We start from the raw sequence: 17,345 nt of genomic DNA on the forward strand, positions 1-17,345 counted from the left end.
GGCGGGTGAGTTCTTCAAGTCCGTCGGGGCGGGACGTCCTGAGAGAGTCGATACGAGGCCAACGGCGCGATGTCGCCGTCGGCGCGGTGCTGGGTTCCGGGCACCAGATAGGCGAGGCGCTGGTCCCCGTCCTGATCGGTGTCGCGATCGACCAGGCCGTCACCGACTCCGACACCGGCGCCCTGCTGATATGTCTCGGCGTCCTCGCCGTCGGCTATGTCGCGCTCGCACTGAGCTTCCGCTTCGGCGCCATGGCCGGTGAACGTTCCGCCGCCCTCGCCGAGCACACCCTGCGCGTCTCTCTCGTACGCCGCATCCTGGACCCCGGCGGCGGGGCCGAGGACGGGCGGCTGCCCGGCGCCCTCGCCAACATCGCGACCGAGGACGCCAAGCGGGTCGGCTCCGTCAACATGGCCCTGATGACCGGGATCTCGGCGCTGACCGGCATCCTCACCTGTGCTGTCGTCCTGCTGCGCATGTCGCTGACGCTCGGCCTCGTCGTGCTGCTCGGCACGCCGGTGCTGCTCTGGCTCGGCCATCTCCTGAGCAAGCCCCTCGAAAGCCGCAGCGAGGCCGAGCAGGAGCGGGCGGCACACGCCTCCGCCGTCGCCGCCGACCTGGTGACGGGCCTGCGGATCCTCAAGGGCATCGGCGGCGAGTCGGCCGCCATCGCCCGTTACCGCACCACCAGCCGCGACTCCCTGGGCGCCACCCTGAAGGCGGCACGCGCGCAGGCCTTCCAGAGCGGAATGGTCCTCGCGCTGACCGGGTGCCTGATCGCCGCCGTGGCGCTGGTCGGCGGCAGGCTCGCCGCCCAGGGCAGCATCAGCCTGGGCGAGCTGGTCTCCGCGGTGGGCCTCGCGCTCTTCCTCCTCGGCCCGCTGGAGACGCTCTCCTGGGTCAACGCCGAGTTCGCGCAGGGCCGTGCGTCGGCAGGACGGATCGCGGAGGTAGTCGGCACCGCGCCCGTCGTCACCGGCGGCGACCGGAGCCTGCCCTTCCCGGTGCGCGGAGCGGTACGCCTCGACGGCGTACGGCACGGCGGGCTGCGCGGAGTGGATCTGGACGTCGCGCCCGGCGAACTGCTCGGCGTCGTCGCGACGGACCCCGCCCACGCCAATGACCTGCTGCGCTGTCTGGCCCGGCGGACCGACCCGGAGACCGGGACCGTGGAGCTGGACGGCATCCCCCTGCGGGACCTCGACCCCGCCGAACTGCGCACGGCGATGCTGGTCGCCGAACACGACGCGGACCTCTTCGAGGGCACCGTCCGCGACAACGTCACGGCCGCCGCCTCCGACGCCACCGACCCGGAGCAGGCCATGGCGGCGGCCGGCGTAGCCCAGGTCGCCCGGACCCTGCCGGACGGCGAGCACACGCCGGTCGGCGAGCGCGGCCGCTCGCTCTCGGGCGGGCAGCGCCAACGCGTCGCCCTCGCGCGCGCACTGGCCGCCGAGCCCCCCGTCCTGGTGGTCCACGATCCGACCACCGCGGTCGACGCCGTGACCGAGGCCGCAATCGCGGCCGGTGTCCGCGAGATCCGCAAGGGCCGCACCACGGTCCTGGTCACCACGAGTCCCGCGCTCCTCTCGGTCACCGACCGGGTGGTCCTCCTGGACGAGGGCCGGGTCATCGACACGGCCCCGCACGCAGACCTGATCCAGCGGCATGAGGCCTATCGCACGGCGGTGTTGGCATGAACGATTCCTCGGCAGAGCGGCACACGGACACCCGCGAGCTGCTCCCCACCGCCACCGCACCACGCACCCGCGCCGCGGTCCGTGAACTGGTGCGCCCCTACCGCGGCCTGGCGGCCTGCGGCTTCGGAGTGATGATCGCGGCGACCGCCGTGGGCCTCCTGGTCCAGCCGCTGCTCGGCCGCATCGTCGACCTGGTGGCCGAGCAGCGCCCGGCGGGCGACCTCACCCTGCCGGTCGTCCTGCTCGTCCTGGTCGCCCTCGTGCACGGCGGGACCACCTCGCTCGGCCTGACGCTCGTCTCCCGGCTCGGCGAGACCGTGCTCGCGCACCTGCGCGAGCGGTTCGTGGAGAAGGCCCTGCGGCTGCCGCTGGAACAGGTGGAGAAGGCCGGGGCCGGAGACCTCACCGCGCGAGTGACCCGGGATGTGTCGGTGGTGGGCGAGGCGGTGCGCAGCGCCCTGCCCGAACTGGCCCGCTCCCTGCTCGCCATCCTGCTGACGCTGGTGGCGATGGCGGCCCTCGACTGGCGTTTCCTGGTCGCGACCCTGCTCGCGGTGCCCATCCAGGCGTCCACCGCCCGCTGGTACGTCCGCCACGCCGTTCCGCTCTACGCCCAGCAGCGCATCGCCACCGGGGCCCAGCAGCAGCAGCTGCTGGACACCATCGCCGGCGCGGGCACGGTGCGGGCCTTCCGCATCGAGGAGGAGCACACCGCGCGGGTGACCCGGCGCAGCTCGAAGGCGGTCGAGCTGAAGATGCGCGGCATCCGGCTCGTCCTGGACTTCTACAACCGGCTGCACGTCGCCGAGTACCTCGGGCTCACCGCGGTTCTCGTCACCGGCTTCTACCTGGTCCGCGCGGACTCCGTGTCCATCGGCACGGCGACCGCCGCCGCGCTCTACTTCCACAGCCTCTTCACGCCGGTCAACTCCGCGCTCGTCCTCCTGGACGACGCGCAGTCGGCGACGGCCTCGCTAGCCCGCCTGGTCGGGGTCGCCGACGAGACGACCCCCGAGCCCGCGGCCACACCGCCGGCGCAGCCCGGCACGGAACCGGACGGCACCGTCACCGTGATCGGCATCGACCACGAGTACGTGCCCGGACAGCCCGTCCTGCAAGCGGTGGACCTGAAGCTGCGGGCCGGGGAGCGCGTGGCGCTGGTCGGCCCGAGCGGCGCGGGCAAGACGACCCTGGCCAAGCTCATCGCGGGGGTGCACCGGCCGACCTCCGGATCGGTGCACCTGACCGGCGCCCGGGGCCGGGGCAACGGCCTTCCGGTCGCCCTGGTCACCCAGGAGACGCACGTCTTCGCCGGGCCGCTCGCGGACGACCTGCGCCTCGCCCGTGCCGACGCCACCGACGACGAACTGCGCACGGCACTGACCGACGTCGAGGCCGTCGACTGGGTCGAGGCCCTGCCCGACGGCCTGGACACCGTCGTGGGCGACGGAGGCCACCGCCTCACCTCGGCCCAGGTCCAGCAACTCGCCCTGGCCCGGCTGATGCTGGCCGATCCGCCGGTGGCCGTGCTCGACGAGGCGACCGCCGAGGCGGGCAGCACCGGCGCGCGGCTCCTGGAGAAGGCCGCGGGCCGGGCGGTCGAGGGACGCACCGCGCTGGTCGTCGCGCACCGCCTCACCCAGGCCGCGACCGCGGACCGGATCGTCGTCATGGAGGACGGCCGGATCGTGGAGAGCGGCTCCCATGACGAACTGCGCGCGGGCTCCGGCCCCTACGCCTCCCTGTGGCAGGCGTGGTCGGGCACCCGTACCGCGAGCGACCAGACCCCCACGCAGCATGCCGGCACCGACACCACCACCGTGAAGGACGACGACTGATGCTCGGCTCTCCCAGACGCGCAGGCCGCCTCGCGACCGCGCTCGCCTCCGCACTCCTCCTCATCGGCACCGCCACCGCCTGCGGCTCGGGGGGCGACTCCGACGCGGGATCGGACGACGCCGGGTCCGCGAACGGCGCCTTCCCGGTGTCCATCGCGCACAAGTACGGCAGCACCACCGTCAAGGCCGAGCCCAAGCGCATCGTCACGGTCGGCCTCACCGACCAGGACGCCGTGCTCGCCCTGGGCAAGGTGCCGGTCGGCACCACCGAGTGGCTCGGCGGCTACAAGGGCGCCATCGGCCCCTGGGCCGCCGACAAGCTCGACGGCGCCGAGGCACCGACCGTCCTGAAGGACACCGGCACGGGACCGCAGACCGAGAAGATCGCGGCGCTGCGCCCCGACCTGATCCTCGCGGTGTACGGAGGCCTCACCAAGGAGCAGTACACGACCCTGTCGAAGTTCGCCCCGGTGGTCGCCCAGCCGAAGGAGTACAACGACTTCGGGGTCCCGTGGCAGCAGCAGACCACGACCATCGGCAAGGCGCTCGGCCAGGAGACCGCGGCGAAGAAGCTGGTGACGGGCGTCGAGGCCGAGTTCAGGACCGCGGCCAAGGAGAACCCGGAGTTCGCGAAGTCCAGTGCCGTGATGGCCACTCCGTACGAGGGGATCTTCGCCTTCGGCAGTCAGGACCCCCGCTCCCGCGTGCTCACCGGCCTCGGCTTCACCCTGCCGGGCGACCTGGACAAGGTCATCGGCGACGAGTTCGGCGCGAACATCAGCAAGGAACGCACCGACCTGCTGGACACCGACGCGATCGTGTGGATCGCCACGGACCCCGCGAAGGACGAGGCCAAGCTCGACAAGAACGCCCTCTACGCCGACCTGGACGTGGCCAAGGAGGACCGTGAGGTCTATGTGGCGGAGGCGAGCGACTACGGCAATTCCGTCTCCTTCGTGTCGGTCCTGAGCCTGCCGTACATGCTGGAACGCCTGGTGCCGCAGCTGGCCTCGGCCGTCGACGGCGACACCGCGACCAAGGTGAAGCAGCACGCCGGGAGCCAGTGAACGTATGATCAGCCGATGTCTGACACGACCGAAACCACACCCGGCTGGCTGACCTCCGACGAGCTCGAGCAGGCCCGTTCACGCATGCCGATCCTGTACGTCGAGGCCGTGCCGGTGCGCGTCGACGACAACGGCGAAGTCACCAGCATCGGACTGCTGTTGGGCATGGGGCGGGACGGGGCGGTCAGCCGCTCCCTCGTCTCCGGCCGGGTCCTGCACCACGAGCGGGTGCGCGACGCCCTGCTGCGCCACCTGGAGAAGGATCTCGGCCCGGCGGCGCTCCCCCGTGTCCCGGCCTCGCTGCAGCCCTTCACCGTCGCCGAGTACTTCCCGACGCAGGGCGTGACGCCGTTCCACGACCCCCGCCAGCATGCCGTGTCCCTCGCCTACATCGTCCCGGTGGCCGGTGACTGCCGTCCGCGGCAGGACGCTCTGGACCTGGCCTGGTTCAGTCCGCAGGAAGCCTCTTCCGAGGTGGTCCAGAGCGAGATGCCGGGCGGTCACGGCCTCCTCCTCAAGCAGGCCCTCGCGCACGCGGGTTGCCTGTCCTGAGCGGAGTCGGCGTGGCCCTGCCCATCGCCCGGCGAAACCCCCGGTGACGGATTAGGTAAGGCTCGGCTAAGTTGATCGGCGAGTGCCTCCCTCCGGAGGCACCTCTGCCAAGGAGATCGACGCAGCATGAGCTCAACCATCCGCCGGGCCCGCCGTACCACCGCGATAGCCGTGTCCCTCGCCGCGGGCGGCGCCCTGGCCTCGACCGGGAGCGCGGGCGCCGTCACGGCCGGCACCGGCACGCCTGCCACCTCCGCGCCGATCGCGCCGGGTCTGTACCAGTCCGCGTACTCGGAGCGGAACGACGCGCTCTGGGTCGCGTCTTCTGTGGGCCAGCCGCCCGCGCCCGTCACCGGGTCCAGCCTCCTGAAGGTCGACCCGGACTCGCTGCGGGTGGAGAAGAGATACGCGCCGGCGACCAACGCGGCCACGGGCGCCGTCCAGTCCGTCTACGGCGTCGCCGTCGACGACGAGCACAACACCGTCTGGACGACGAACACCCGCGACAACTCCGTCTCCGTCTACAGCCAGCGCACCGGCAAGCACCTCGCCACCCTGCCCGGCGTGAACCACTCGCGGGAGATCGTCGTCGACGAGCGGCGCGACCTGGTGTGGGCGAGCGCCTTCGCCGACGGCACCCTCGTCGCCTTCGACTCCGGCACCTTCAAGGAGAAGCGGCGCGTCACCGTCCCGGGCGCGGGGCCGACGGGCCTGGCCGTGAACGAGCGGACCGGCTCGGTGTACGCGGCCGACCACACCGGCGACCGGATCATCGAGGTCTCCCCCGGCACCGAAAGGCCGCGGCTCATCCCGACCGGCGACGGCCCGCTCTCGGTGGCGCTCTCCAAGAACGGCCGCACCGCCTACACCGGTGACCAGACCGCGGGCACCGTCTCCGTCGTCGACCTCCGCAAGGGCGCCGTCACCCGCTCCGTGGCCTCTGGCCTCGGCACCAAGTCCGTTGCCGTCGACCACCGCTCGGGTCACGTCCTGGCCGTCAACCGCCTCTCCGCGACCGTCACGATCGTCGACCCGCACAAGGGCGCCGTCGTGAAGACGGTGACCACCGCCGCCCTGCCCAACCACGTCCACGTGAACAAGGGCACCGCCTATGTGCTCGACAAGTCGGCGTCGGGCCCGGCGGGCGAGGACCTGATGTCCCGCTTCCGCGTCCGCCGCTAGTTGTCGCCGACTGCCGCTAGCGGCCGACGAAGTCGCGCACGCCTTGTGACACCCCGTCATCTCCCAGCAGGTCGTTGTGCTTCAGGCAGCCCGCCGCGTTGTTCGTGGCGCCGTCGAGGCGCACGCTGCTGTCGGGGTTGATGACCTCGTCGCAGTGGGACCACCAGGTCGCGTAGGCGACGCCTCCCGGTGTCTCGTCGCCCTCCGCGAGCCCGTCCTGGACGTACGAGCCCGGGGTCATGTCACGGCAGGCCTGCGACCAGGCGGCGCAGGCCCAGGCCGTGGCGGTGCCGTGGTTGGGGCCCGCGAGGGAGGCCCAGTGGGCGACCGTCGCGGTGCCGCCGCCGTGCTTGACGTACCAGCGGGTGACGAGGCTCCCGAAGGAGTGGGCGACGACGTCCACCTTGGCGGCGCCCGTCCGCGCGCGCACTTCCTCGACGTACGCGGCGAACCGGCCGGAGAGCACCTCGTTCACCGACCGGCTGGTGTCGTACCCCCAGGAGTAGAGCTCCCCGTCCGTGTAGCCGGACGCCTTGAAGTCCTCCCGCAGGGAGCCCCACACCCCGGGATCGGCGTTGTAGCCATGGACGAAGATGACCGGAGTGCGGGCGGCCTTCGGGGTCGCGTCCGCCTGGGCCGGGGTCAGCGGCAGCAGAAGGGCGGCGACGGCCGCGACGGTCAGCGGGAATGAGATACGGCGCAGCACGGGCTCCCTCTCGGTCCGGCGGACTTCACCACGTTCAGCCGAGAATGGTGAGGTCTGGGGCGACGAATGAACAGAGCCGTGCAGCAAGGAAGTTACCGCGGGTATCAGGCCTCGGACCGGTCCGGTGCGCTCGACTCGGGCTGATCCGTAGCGCTCGCCTCTTCGTCCGGGTTCCAGTCGAGGAGCCGGACCTTCGCCACCGTCTGCACGTGACGGCGCATCGCGGCCGCCGCCGCCCGTCCCCGGCCGGCCTCGATCGCGTCGAGGATCGCGTGATGCTGGGCGAGGGACCGGGCGGGACGCCGCACCTGGCGCAGCGACTCGTTGCGGCTCTCGGTGATCTGCTCGGCGATGGAGCGCATGAACTCGGCGAGCAGCGCGCTATGGGCGGCCGCGGTCACGGCGGCGTGGAAGAGCCGGTCGCCCTCGACCCCGCGCTCGCCCGCCTCGATCTCCCGCGCCATCGTGTCGAGCGCCGCCCGCATCGCCCGTACGTCCTCGTCCGTGCGGCGCTCGGCGGCCAGTTCGGCGAGCTTGGTCTCAAGGGCCTCGCGCGCCTCCAGGACGTCGGGCAGCCTGCGCTTGCGCTCCACGAGCCGCTCCACGGGCTCGGCGTCCAGGCTGTCCTTGACCAGGTACGTGCCGCCGCCGTGCCGCACCTCGACCAGGCCCTGCACTTCCAGTACGACGATGGCCTGCTTGACGGAGGCGCGGGACACGCCGAGGCGCTGGGCCAGTTCACGCTCGGGCGGCAACCGGTCGCCGGAGCGCAGGCCACCCTCGCCGACGTAGGCGCGCAGCCGGTCGAGCACCTGCTCGTACAGCCGCGTCCTGCCCATGGGGCGCAGCGCGTCCGACATCCCAACCCCCCATATCGGCCTCAGTGCCGGATTTCGGTCCCCGTGCCGATGGCCTAGCAGCCTAACAGCGGCCGATCCAGTGGACGAGTGGGCAAGTGGCTGAGCCAATTTGCGTCCGATCTCTTGACGGCCGAAACCGATACCCCGACGCTGAGTTCCGCCAACGGCCACATTGGCTCAGCCACTTGGCCACTGAGGGACGGCCCCAGGGACGGGAGCCCACGATGTCCGCCGAACTCATCTCCATCCTCGTACTCGTGGTGGTCTTCGTGATCGCCACCACCCGCTCCATCAACATGGGCGCGCTCGCCTTCGCCGCCGCCTTCGTGGTCGGCGAGCTGGTCGCCGACCTCGACGCGGACGGCATCTTCGCCGGCTTCCCCGGCGACCTCTTCGTCGTCCTGGTCGGCGTCACCTATCTGTTCGCGATCGCCCGCGCCAACGGCACCACCGACTGGCTCGTGCACGCGTCGATCCGCCTGGTGCGCGGGCGGATAGCCCTGATCCCCTGGGTGATGTTCGTGATCACCGGGGCGCTCACCGCGATCGGCGCGGTCAGCCCGGCCGCCGTGGCGATCGTCGCCCCGATCGCCCTGAGCTTCGCCGCCCGCTACGGGATCAGCCCGCTCCTGATGGGCGCCATGGTCGTGCACGGGGCGCAGGGCGGCGGCTTCTCGCCCATCAGCATCTACGGGTCGATCGTCAACGGCATCATGGAGCGCGAGAACCTGCCGGGGAACGAGGTCGTGCTCTTCCTCGCCTCGCTCGGCGTCAACCTCATCATCGCCGGGATCGTCTTCGTCCTCTTCGGCGGGCTGAAGCTGGGCGGCCGCGACACCGGCGAGTCGGCCGAGAACGAGGCCGACGCGCGACTCGATCCGGCCAAGATCGCCACGCTCGCCGCCCTGGTCGCCCTCGTCGTCGCCGTTCTGGCCTTCGATCTCGACGCCGGTCTGAGCGCCATCACCCTCGCCGTGCTCCTGAGCGCGTTCTGGCCCGACGCCAGCCGCAAGGCCGTCGGCGAGATCGCCTGGGCGACCGTACTGCTGATCTGCGGCGTGCTGACCTACGTGGGCGTGCTGGAGGAGATGGGCACCATCAAGTGGGCCGGTGAGGGCGTCTCCGACATCGGCGTCCCGCTCCTCGCCGCCCTGCTCCTCTGCTACATCGGCGCGCTCGTCTCCGCGTTCGCCTCCTCCGTCGGGATCATGGGCGCGCTCATCCCGCTCGCCGTACCGTTCCTGGCCCAGGGCGAGATCGGGGCGGTCGGCATGATCGCGGCGCTCGCCGTGTCCGCCACCGTCGTGGACGTCAGCCCCTTCTCGACCAACGGCGCGCTGGTGCTCGCCGCCGCCCCGGACGTCGACCGGGAGCGCTTCTTCCGGCAGCTGATGGTGTACGGCGGGATCATCGTGGCCGTGGTGCCCGCCGCGGTGTGGCTCGTCTTCGTGGTGCCAGGATTCGGGTAGGACGAACCAGCACAAGCCAGCGGTCAACGACGACGACCGGTCCGTGACGACAACCAAGGAGATACGCAGCGTGAGCTCCCCCCATCCGCCCCTCTTCCCGGCCCTCGTCGCGGGCCCCGACCTCCCCGCCCTGCGCTTCGGCGAACGCTCGTTGACGTACGCCGAGCTCGCCGCCGCGGCAGGTTCCCTGGCCGCCTCGATCGGCTCGGCGCGCCGGGCGGCACTGTGGGCCACGCCGACCCTGGAGACCGCCGTCGGCGTGGTGGCCGCGCTGCTCGCCGGGGTGCCGGTGGTGCCGCTGAACCCGAAGATCGGCGAGCGCGAGCTGGGGCACATCGTGGCGGACAGCGCCCCGACGGTGGTGCTCGCAGCGCCCGGTGACGAACTCCCTTCGCCCCTGCGGGCGTTGCAGCGCGTGGACGTGACCCTCACCCCCTCCACGACGGCCGCGGCTCCGCCCGCCGAGCCCGACCCCGAGTCCCCCGCCCTGATCGTCTACACCTCGGGCACCACGGGACCGCCCAAGGGCGCGGTGCTTCCCCGCCGGGCGCTCTCCACCACCTTGGACGCCCTGGAGGACGCCTGGCAGTGGACGTCCGACGACGTGCTGGTGCACGGGCTTCCGCTGTTCCACGTGCACGGACTGATCCTCGGCATCCTCGGGCCGCTGCGCCGGGGCGGTTCGGTGCGGCACCTGGGCCGGTTCTCCGTCGAGGGGGTGCAGCGCGAACTGACCGACGGGGCCACGATGTTGTTCGGCGTACCGACCATGTACCACCGCATCGCGGAGACGCTGCCCACCGACCCGGGTCTCGCCAAGGCCCTGTCCGGCGCGCGGCTCCTGGTCTCCGGTTCCGCCGCGCTGCCCGTCCACGACCACGAGCGGATCGCGGCGGCCACCGGGCGCCGGGTGATCGAGCGGTACGGCATGACGGAGACCCTGATGAACACGAGCGTGCGGGCCGACGGCGAACCGCGCGCCGGAACCGTCGGGGTGCCGTTGGGCGGAGTGGAGCTGCGCCTCGTGGACGAGACGGGCGCCGAGACCGCCGACCCGCGCGAGGTCGGCGAGATCGAGGTGCGCGGCCCGAACCTGTTCACCGAGTACCTGAACCGGCCGGACGCCACCGCAGCCGCCTTCACCGCCGACGGCTGGTTCCGGACCGGCGACATGGCGGTGCGTGACGACGACGGCTATGTGCGCATCGTCGGCCGCAAGGCCACCGACCTCATCAAGAGCGGCGGCTACAAGATCGGCGCGGGCGAGATCGAGAACGCCCTCCTTGAGCACGCGGGCGTACGGGAGGCCGCCGTGACCGGGGAACCCGACGACGACCTGGGCGAGCGCATCGTCGCCTGGATCGTCCCGGCCGACCCCGAACAGCCGCCGACAGCAGCGGACCTGGCGGATCACGTGGCCGCCCAGCTCGCTCCGCACAAGCGCCCCCGCACGGTGCGCTATCTGTCGGAGCTCCCCCGCAACGACATGGGCAAGATCATGAAGCGGTCCCTCCATGCCTGAGCCGACGCCTGACGGCCCGGCTCTGCGCTCGACTCTCCGGACGACTCCCCACTGGACCGCCCGCGCGGCCATCACCGCAGTGGCGGATGAGGACAGTTTCTGCGAACTCCGCACGGGGGTCGGCGACTTCGAGGCATCCAGCCCGGATGGCCCCCTCGGCTGGCAGGGGTACGCCGAGTCCCTCGCCCGCGCCGGGCAACGTACCGGCGAGCGGGAGTCCGTGGTCTGCGGCACCGCCACCGTCGGCGGCACCCCCACGGTGATCGTCTCCTTCGAGTTCGGTTTCCTGGGCGGCTCCCTCGGCGAGCGCACGGGTGACCGCCTGGAAGCCGCGCACCACCATGCCCGGGAGCACCGGCTGCCCGTCGTCTCGCTGATCGCGACGGGAGGCAGCCGCATGCAGGAGGGCATGCGCGCCCTGGTCCAACTACAGCGCGTGGCACGGCAGTCCGAGCTCACCGGCGCGGCGGGCCTGGCCCGGATCGCCGTGCTGCGCGACCCGACCACGGGCGGCGGCTGGGCCACCCTGGGGGCAGGCGCCGACCTGATCCTCGCCCTGCCCGGCAGCCAGGTCGGCTTCGCCGGGTCCCGGGTGCGCCCGGCGGACGCGGATCCGACCGCCTACACCGCCGAGGCCCAGCTCGCGGCCGGGTCGATCGACGACGTCGTACGCCCCGAGGAGCTGCGCGAGGCGCTGGCGCTGCGCCTCGCGCTGCTGTCCGCTCCCGGCGGTGCCCGCGCTGGGGCCAACGTGCTCGACTCCCCCTCACCCCCCGCACCCCCCGGAGCGCTTGGCCGCCGCGACCTGCCGGCGACCGGATGGGAGGCCGTCAGCCGTGCCCGCGCCGCCGAACGCCCGCGCGCGGCGGCCTATTTGGACGCCTACTTCACGGAGCGGGCGCCGTTGCGCGGCGACCGGTGCGGGGGCACGGACCCGGGGATGCTCTGCGGGTTCGGGCGGCACGAAGGGCGGACCGTCGCCTTCGCGGCGCAGTGCGGGACGGCGACGACACCCGCCGGGTACCGCACCGCGGCACGTCTCGTGCGGCTCGCGGGGCGGCTCGGGATTCCCGTCCTGACCCTCGTCGACACCCCGGGAGCCGCCAACGGGGCGGAGGCGGAACGGGCGGGTGCGGGCGCGGCGATCGCCGATCTGTTCGCCGCCGTAGCCGCCTCACCGGTGCCGGTCACGTCACTGGTCATCGGCGAGGGCGGCTCGGGCGGGGCGCTCGCGCTCGCGGCACCGGACAACCTCTGGGCGACACCGGACAGCTACTTCTCGGTGATCGCACCCGAGCAGGCCGCCGCGATCCTCAAACGGGGCCACGACGAGGTCCGGTCGACGGCGGAGCAGTTGCGTCTGCGACCGCAGGATCTGGTCGAACTAGGTTTGGCGCAGGGCATTGTGACGACACGTCAAGACTGAAAGCTGCCGCCTTTCTTCTCTTGGCCGCGTCTCCCCTCGTCACCGCGAGGGCCCGGCGTCGCTCCCTTCGACGACCTCAGCGGCCATGCGCAGACAGATCCCGGGGAGTTCGGGGGCGGCCCGGATCCAGTCGTCGGTGTCGACACCGGCGACGACGCCCGCCGTCCACAAGGTGGCCAGCAGACGGGTGGCCAGGTCACGCTCCGCTCCCCTGGCCTCGGGAGCCACGCGGCGGACGGCGACGGTCGCCCGCTCGATCAGAGACGGTTCCAGCAGCCAGCGGATGCCCGCCCCGGCCTCCACGAGGAAGCCGGAGTAGATCGCCATGAAGATCCGCGCCGTGTCGTCCTCCTCCTCGAGGCCGACCCTCGCCTGCTCGGTGAACTGGGATATCAGACCCAGGTGGTCGCCCAGGTGGCTGGCCGGGGTCCCGCGGCTGCGCCGGCGTTCGCCATTGGTCATGTCCGCACCATCCGTCCGCTCTCCGGTCAGGAGGTCTTCCCGATCTCAGGGCGACCCCGGCCCTCACCAGAGGCTTCACCGGCGGCCAGCGCCTGATCCACGGTGTCGTGGATCGCCAGCACGCCGTTCAGGCCCACGATGCGCAGTACCGCGCGCGGCGCTCTGTGCGGAGCCACCAGCCGCATCGGGACCCCGCGTTCGGCCGCCGTCCGCCGGAAGTCCTCCAGGACGGCCACCCCGGCCAAGGTCAGGAAGGGCGCCGCCGCCCAGTCCACGACCACCGCCGACACCCCGCCCCGCGCAGCGCGGTCGAGGCGGGTCCGGCACATCTCGCGCAGTTCCGACCGCAGCGGCTCGGCGTTGCCGACGCGCACTTCCGGGGGCAACTTCACCACCAGACAGCCCTGCCTGACGGATGTCTGGAATTTCATCCAGACCACCTCCCTACGGCCGCCCCGACCACGTGACACGGGCCACGTGACACGGGACACGGCTTCAAGGCATGGCGCCAGTATGCCCACCCGCCTTGCGGACTTCAGCGGTTGCGACCGGATCCGTCGCCGCGGGATTCTTACGGACCCGTGACGTGGGCCAGTCGTCGGCCGTCGTCCCTGCTCGGCGCGCCTAGCGTGGGCCGCATGCGCGTACTTGTCACCGGCGGCGCCGGGTTCATCGGATCGCACGTGGTCGAAGCCCTCACCGAACGCGGGCACGAAGTGGAGGTGTACGACGCCCTGCTGCCTTCCGCGCACGCCGATCCGCCGCGGGCGCCCGACGGGCAGCGCTGGACCGTGGCCGACGTCCGGGACCGGGAGGCGGTGCGGGAGGCGTTGCGCGGGGTGGACGCGGTGTGCCATCAGGCGGCGATGGTGGGCCTCGGCAAGGACTTCGCGGACGCGCCCGCGTACGTCGGCTGCAACGACCTGGGTACGGCCGTGCTGCTCGCCGCGATGGCCGAGGCAGGGGTACGTGACCTGGTGCTCGCCGGGTCGATGGTGGTCTACGGGGAGGGGCGCTACGCGTGCGCACGGCACGGGGTGGTGCGGCCGGGTCCGCGCGCGGCGGCGGATCTGGACGCCGGGCGCTTCGAGCCCCTCTGCCCGGACTGCGGGGCCGAGTTGAGCCCCGGCCTGGTGGGTGAGGACGCGCCCGCCGATCCACGCAATGTGTACGCCTCCACCAAGCTGGCGCAGGAACATCTGGCCGCCGCGTGGGCGCGGGCGAGCGGTGGCCGCGCGGTGTCCTTGCGCTACCACAACGTGTACGGCCCCGGCATGCCCCGCGACACCCCGTACGCCGGTGTGGCCGCGTTCTTCCGCTCCTCGCTGGAGCGGGGCGAGGCGCCCCAGGTCTTCGAGGACGGCCGCCAGCGGCGGGACTTCGTGCACGTACGGGATGTGGCGGCGGCCAACGCGCTGGCACTGGAGGCGGTGCGCGAGCGGGAGGCGCAGGCGTTCACGGCGTACAACACCGGCAGCGGGGAGCCGCACACGGTCGGGGAGATGGCCCACGAACTGGCGCGAGCCTTCGGCGGCCCGGCCCCGGCGGTGACGGGCGAGTACCGGCTCGGGGACGTCCGCCACATCACGGCGGACTCGGGGCGGCTGCGGGCGGAGCTCGGCTGGCGGCCCGAGGTCGGCTTCACCGAGGGAATGACGTCTTTCGCCAAGGCGCCGCTGCGGGGGTAGCGCGGTTCTCCACAGCTGCCGCTCACGCCCCCGCCGTCGGCAGCGTCACCTCGAAGCGGCAGCCGCCCGCGACGTTGCGTACGGCCGCCCGGCCCTGGTGGGCCTCGACGATGCCGCGGACGATCGCCAGGCCGAGGCCCGCGCCCGCCGGGGGTGTGCGGGACTGGCTGCCGCGCCAGCCGGTGTCGAAGACGCGGGAGAGGTCCTCCTCGGGGATGCCGCCGCAGCCGTCGGTCACGGACAGGACCACGCCGTCCGGGGAGCGCTCCGCGGCCACCGCGACGGTCCCGTCGGCCGGTGTGCGGCGGATGGCGTTGATCAGGAGGTTGCCGAGGACGCGGCTCATCTCCTTGCTGTCGACCTCCACCGGGACGGCCTCGACGCTGTCGCCGACGAGCCGCACCCGGTGCTCACGGGCCAGCGGGTCGACGCCCGCGAGCGCGTCGCCCACGAGGTCGTAGACGGAGATGCGGGACGGCGAGAGGGCGAGCGCGCCCGCGTGGATGCGGGAGAGCTCGAAGAGGTCTCCGACCATGGAGTTCAGCCGCTCGACCTCGGTGCGGATCTGGCGCAGGTAGCGGTCCGGCTCGGCGGCGACGCCGTCCTCCAGGGCCTCGGACATGGCACGCAGTCCGGCCAGCGGGGTGCGCAGGTCGTGCGAGATCCAGGCGACGAGTTCGCGCCGCGAGCGCTCCAATGCGCGCTCGCGCTCCCGGGATTCGGCGAGTTTGGCGCTGGTCGACTCCAATTCCCGCGTCAGTGCGGCCAGTTCGGCGCTGACGGGTTCCGTCGGGGCCGCGAAGCTTCCGCCGTCACCGAAGGAACGGGCCGCCAGGGTCAGGGCCTTGCTGCGGGCGACGACCCAGCGGCCCAGCAGCAGCGCGGTGGCGAGCGAGACCACGGCGGCCATCGCCACGACGACGGTGACCACCTCCAGGTCGTGCGGCGACAGGAACATCATCCAGGCCACCGCGAGCGTCCCGGCCAGCATCGCGAGCACGGCGACGGCCGCGACGACGGTCATCGCCACCACGAGGGAGCGGTGCCGCAGCAGGCGCAGCGTCAGGGCGCCCAGAAGTCCGGCGCTCGCGGCGCCCAGGAAGGCGAAGAGGGCGATGAGGAGGGTGTCCTGCATGCGGGTCAGCCTTCGGCTCGGGGTGGGACGTGGTCGTGGTCGTCACCGTGCGGGGTTTCGGCATCAGGGACGTCGAAGCGGTACCCCAGGCCCCACACCGTCTGGATCAGCCGCGGCCTGGCCGGGTCGTCCTCGACCTTGCCCCGCAGCCTGCGTACGTGGACCGTGACCGTGGACAGGTCGCCGAATTCCCAGCCCCACACTTCCCGCATCAGCTCTTCGCGGCTGAACGCCTGCCCCGGGTGGCGCAGGAGGAAGGCGAGGAGGTCGAACTCGCGCAGGGTGAGGGAGAGTTCGACGCCTCCCTTGGTCGCGCGGCGGGCCGCCGGGTCCACCCGGAGACCCGCCGCGCCCAGCGTGGCGACCCCCTCGGGAGCGCGCGTGGCGGCGCGGCTGCGCCGCAGCACCGAATCCACCCGCAGGACCAGTTCGCGCGGGCTGAACGGCTTGGTGACATAGTCGTCGGCCCCCACCTCCAGGCCCAGGATCCTGTCGTCCTCGTCGCCCCGGGCGGTGAGCATGATGACCGGCACCGGTCCCTTTTCGCGCAGGCGGCGGCACACCTCCAGACCGTCCATGCCGGGCAGCATCAGGTCGAGGACGACGAGGTCGGGCCGGAGGACTCCGGCACGTTCCAGCGCGCCGGGGCCGTCCTCGGCGCGGTCGACCGTGTAACCGCCGCGCTCCAGATAGCCCGCGACGACCTCGGCGACGGTCGGGTCGTCGTCCACGACGAGGACTTTGAGCGGGCCGGAGGCGGCGGTACCGGCGCTTCCGGGGGGCGGGTGGTCCTTCGGTGCTGGTGGCGGCTGCATGCCGCAAGCCTCGCACCTGCGGCGCGTGGACCGGCCGGTCAGAGGTGCTCCCGGTTGCCGACGTCCGCGTTTCGTAAGAACCTCAAGTCCCATTTGTTCGGTTCAGATTCATAGGGTGAGTCACATGACCCCCTCCCCCGCCGCGGAACCCGATGTACCTGACGTACCCGATCCCTCCGGCCCGCCCGGCCCGCACTCCCCTCGGGTGGACGTCGTCCTGCCCTGTCTCGACGAGGCCGCGGCGTTGCCCTGGGTCCTGGAGCGTGTCCCCGCGGGCTGGCGGGCCGTCGTCGTCGACAACGGGTCCACCGACGGTTCGGCGGACATCGCCCGCGCCTTGGGCGCCACGGTGGTGCGGGAGCCGCAGCGCGGTTTCGGGGCCGCGTGCCACGCGGGCCTCATGGCGTCCGACGCGGAGGTGGTCTGTTTCTGCGACTGCGACGCCTCCCTGGATCCGGGGCTGCTGCGGCCCTTCGTACGCGGGGTGACGAACGGAACGGCTGACCTGATCGTGGGACGGCGGCGCCCCCAGGGCCGCGGTGCATGGCCGCCGCATGCGCGCGCGGGCAATCTGGCGCTCGCTCGGATGCTGCGGCGGCGTACCGGCGTACGGCTGCACGACGTGGGCCCGATGCGGGCGGCGCGACGCGAAGGCCTGCTGGGGCTCGACCTGACCGACCGCCGCAGCGGATACCCGCTGGAGATGGTCGTGCGCGCGGCCGACGCCGGCTGGCGGATCGAGGAACGGGACGTGCCCTACCTGCCGCGCGAGGGCAAGTCGAAGGTCACCGGCACATGGCGCGGGACGTGGCACGCGGTGCACGACATGCGAGCGGTACTGGCGGAACCCCCACGACCGGCCCCCGCGGGGCTTGGCTGGCGCACGCCGGGCGGTGCGAAGTGACCAAGCCCGGCACGACCCG

16 protein-coding genes are annotated in these 17,345 nt (G+C 72.6%); 10 read left to right on the forward strand and 6 right to left on the reverse strand.

Annotation, left to right across the window (positions count from 1 at the left end; genetic code table 11):
* Positions 1-5: 5 nt before the first annotated feature.
* From AB0I66_RS10760 to AB0I66_RS10780, 5 genes are all read left to right on the forward strand, one after another.
* Complete coding sequence (locus AB0I66_RS10760) at positions 6-1,700, forward strand: ABC transporter ATP-binding protein (protein ID WP_363207410.1); 1,695 nt, start codon at positions 6-8, stop codon at positions 1,698-1,700.
* Complete coding sequence (locus AB0I66_RS10765) at positions 1,697-3,538, forward strand: ABC transporter ATP-binding protein (protein ID WP_363207411.1); 1,842 nt, start codon at positions 1,697-1,699, stop codon at positions 3,536-3,538. The genes AB0I66_RS10760 and AB0I66_RS10765 overlap by 4 nt, the downstream gene beginning before the upstream one ends.
* On the forward strand, positions 3,538-4,605 hold the full coding sequence (locus tag AB0I66_RS10770) for an iron-siderophore ABC transporter substrate-binding protein (protein ID WP_363207412.1): 1,068 nt from the start codon (positions 3,538-3,540) through the stop codon (positions 4,603-4,605). Before AB0I66_RS10765 ends, AB0I66_RS10770 begins: the two co-directional genes overlap by 1 nt.
* 15 nt (positions 4,606-4,620) lie before the next feature.
* Positions 4,621-5,157: an NUDIX hydrolase family protein gene (locus AB0I66_RS10775; protein WP_363207413.1), complete on the forward strand. Its 537-nt coding sequence runs from the start codon at positions 4,621-4,623 to the stop codon at positions 5,155-5,157.
* Between the two features lie 126 nt (positions 5,158-5,283).
* The gene (locus AB0I66_RS10780) at positions 5,284-6,339 is read left to right on the forward strand and encodes a YncE family protein (RefSeq protein ID WP_363207414.1); all 1,056 of its coding nucleotides are present in this window, start codon (positions 5,284-5,286) and stop codon (positions 6,337-6,339) included.
* Positions 6,340-6,355: 16 nt separating this feature from the next.
* Here AB0I66_RS10780 and AB0I66_RS10785 read toward each other — a convergent pair whose 3' ends face one another.
* Together AB0I66_RS10785 and AB0I66_RS10790 are read right to left on the reverse strand one after the other, a co-directional pair.
* Positions 6,356-7,045: a triacylglycerol lipase gene (locus tag AB0I66_RS10785; RefSeq protein WP_363207415.1), complete on the reverse strand. Its 690-nt coding sequence runs from the start codon at positions 7,043-7,045 to the stop codon at positions 6,356-6,358.
* Between the two features lie 104 nt (positions 7,046-7,149).
* Complete coding sequence (locus AB0I66_RS10790) at positions 7,150-7,905, reverse strand: FCD domain-containing protein (protein ID WP_363207416.1); 756 nt, start codon at positions 7,903-7,905, stop codon at positions 7,150-7,152.
* Between the two features lie 224 nt (positions 7,906-8,129).
* Between AB0I66_RS10790 and AB0I66_RS10795 the strand changes: the two genes are divergently transcribed.
* From AB0I66_RS10795 to AB0I66_RS10805, 3 genes are all read left to right on the forward strand, one after another.
* Positions 8,130-9,374 (forward strand): SLC13 family permease, encoded by a 1,245-nt coding sequence (locus tag AB0I66_RS10795; RefSeq protein ID WP_363207417.1) that lies wholly within the window; start codon positions 8,130-8,132, stop codon positions 9,372-9,374.
* Between the two features lie 70 nt (positions 9,375-9,444).
* Entirely contained in the window at positions 9,445-10,896 is a 1,452-nt protein-coding gene (locus tag AB0I66_RS10800; protein ID WP_363207418.1) for an acyl-CoA synthetase, read from the forward strand.
* Positions 10,889-12,322: a carboxyl transferase domain-containing protein gene (locus tag AB0I66_RS10805; RefSeq protein ID WP_363207419.1), complete on the forward strand. Its 1,434-nt coding sequence runs from the start codon at positions 10,889-10,891 to the stop codon at positions 12,320-12,322. Before AB0I66_RS10800 ends, AB0I66_RS10805 begins: the two co-directional genes overlap by 8 nt.
* A 39-nt stretch (positions 12,323-12,361) precedes the next feature.
* On the opposite strand, the gene AB0I66_RS10810 is transcribed toward AB0I66_RS10805, so the two are convergent.
* A complete protein-coding gene (locus AB0I66_RS10810) occupies positions 12,362-12,784 on the reverse strand; it encodes a hypothetical protein (RefSeq protein ID WP_363207420.1) in 423 nt (140 codons plus the stop codon).
* Between the two features lie 26 nt (positions 12,785-12,810).
* Positions 12,811-13,215: an STAS domain-containing protein gene (locus AB0I66_RS10815; RefSeq protein WP_363207421.1), complete on the reverse strand. Its 405-nt coding sequence runs from the start codon at positions 13,213-13,215 to the stop codon at positions 12,811-12,813.
* A 207-nt stretch (positions 13,216-13,422) separates the two neighbouring features.
* On the opposite strand from AB0I66_RS10815, the gene AB0I66_RS10820 reads away from it, so the two are divergent.
* Positions 13,423-14,472, forward strand: a complete 1,050-nt coding sequence (locus AB0I66_RS10820) for an NAD-dependent epimerase/dehydratase family protein (RefSeq protein WP_363207422.1) — start codon at positions 13,423-13,425, stop codon at positions 14,470-14,472.
* Positions 14,473-14,494: 22 nt separating this feature from the next.
* Here the strand turns inward: AB0I66_RS10820 and AB0I66_RS10825 are convergent, their stop codons facing one another.
* The gene (locus AB0I66_RS10825; RefSeq protein WP_363207423.1) at positions 14,495-15,607 is read right to left on the reverse strand and encodes a HAMP domain-containing sensor histidine kinase; all 1,113 of its coding nucleotides are present in this window, start codon (positions 15,605-15,607) and stop codon (positions 14,495-14,497) included.
* 5 nt (positions 15,608-15,612) lie between these two features.
* On the reverse strand, positions 15,613-16,422 hold the full coding sequence (locus AB0I66_RS10830; protein ID WP_363207424.1) for a response regulator transcription factor: 810 nt from the start codon (positions 16,420-16,422) through the stop codon (positions 15,613-15,615).
* 124 nt (positions 16,423-16,546) lie between these two features.
* On the opposite strand from AB0I66_RS10830, the gene AB0I66_RS10835 reads away from it, so the two are divergent.
* Positions 16,547-17,326: a glycosyltransferase family 2 protein gene (locus AB0I66_RS10835; RefSeq protein WP_363207425.1), complete on the forward strand. Its 780-nt coding sequence runs from the start codon at positions 16,547-16,549 to the stop codon at positions 17,324-17,326.
* Positions 17,327-17,345: the final 19 nt, after the last annotated feature.

The organism is Streptomyces sp. NPDC050439 (genome assembly GCF_040655335.1).
Taxonomy (GTDB): domain Bacteria; phylum Actinomycetota; class Actinomycetes; order Streptomycetales; family Streptomycetaceae; genus Streptomyces.

What these genes read in the sequence shown, in the direction of transcription:
- AB0I66_RS10825 (WP_363207423.1), bottom strand. Translation starts at nt 15,607, where the DNA reads ATGCAGGACACCCTCCTCATCGCCCTCTTCGCCTTCCTGGGCGCCGCG.
- AB0I66_RS10805 (WP_363207419.1), top strand. Translation starts at nt 10,889, where the DNA reads ATGCCTGAGCCGACGCCTGACGGCCCGGCTCTGCGCTCGACTCTCCGG.
- AB0I66_RS10770 (WP_363207412.1), top strand. Translation starts at nt 3,538, where the DNA reads ATGCTCGGCTCTCCCAGACGCGCAGGCCGCCTCGCGACCGCGCTCGCC.
- AB0I66_RS10810 (WP_363207420.1), bottom strand. Translation starts at nt 12,784, where the DNA reads ATGACCAATGGCGAACGCCGGCGCAGCCGCGGGACCCCGGCCAGCCAC.
- AB0I66_RS10820 (WP_363207422.1), top strand. Translation starts at nt 13,423, where the DNA reads ATGCGCGTACTTGTCACCGGCGGCGCCGGGTTCATCGGATCGCACGTG.
- AB0I66_RS10830 (WP_363207424.1), bottom strand. Translation starts at nt 16,422, where the DNA reads ATGCAGCCGCCACCAGCACCGAAGGACCACCCGCCCCCCGGAAGCGCC.
- AB0I66_RS10815 (WP_363207421.1), bottom strand. Translation starts at nt 13,215, where the DNA reads ATGAAATTCCAGACATCCGTCAGGCAGGGCTGTCTGGTGGTGAAGTTG.
- AB0I66_RS10775 (WP_363207413.1), top strand. Translation starts at nt 4,621, where the DNA reads ATGTCTGACACGACCGAAACCACACCCGGCTGGCTGACCTCCGACGAG.
- AB0I66_RS10835 (WP_363207425.1), top strand. Translation starts at nt 16,547, where the DNA reads ATGACCCCCTCCCCCGCCGCGGAACCCGATGTACCTGACGTACCCGAT.
- AB0I66_RS10780 (WP_363207414.1), top strand. Translation starts at nt 5,284, where the DNA reads ATGAGCTCAACCATCCGCCGGGCCCGCCGTACCACCGCGATAGCCGTG.
- AB0I66_RS10790 (WP_363207416.1), bottom strand. Translation starts at nt 7,905, where the DNA reads ATGTCGGACGCGCTGCGCCCCATGGGCAGGACGCGGCTGTACGAGCAG.
- AB0I66_RS10765 (WP_363207411.1), top strand. Translation starts at nt 1,697, where the DNA reads ATGAACGATTCCTCGGCAGAGCGGCACACGGACACCCGCGAGCTGCTC.
- AB0I66_RS10795 (WP_363207417.1), top strand. Translation starts at nt 8,130, where the DNA reads ATGTCCGCCGAACTCATCTCCATCCTCGTACTCGTGGTGGTCTTCGTG.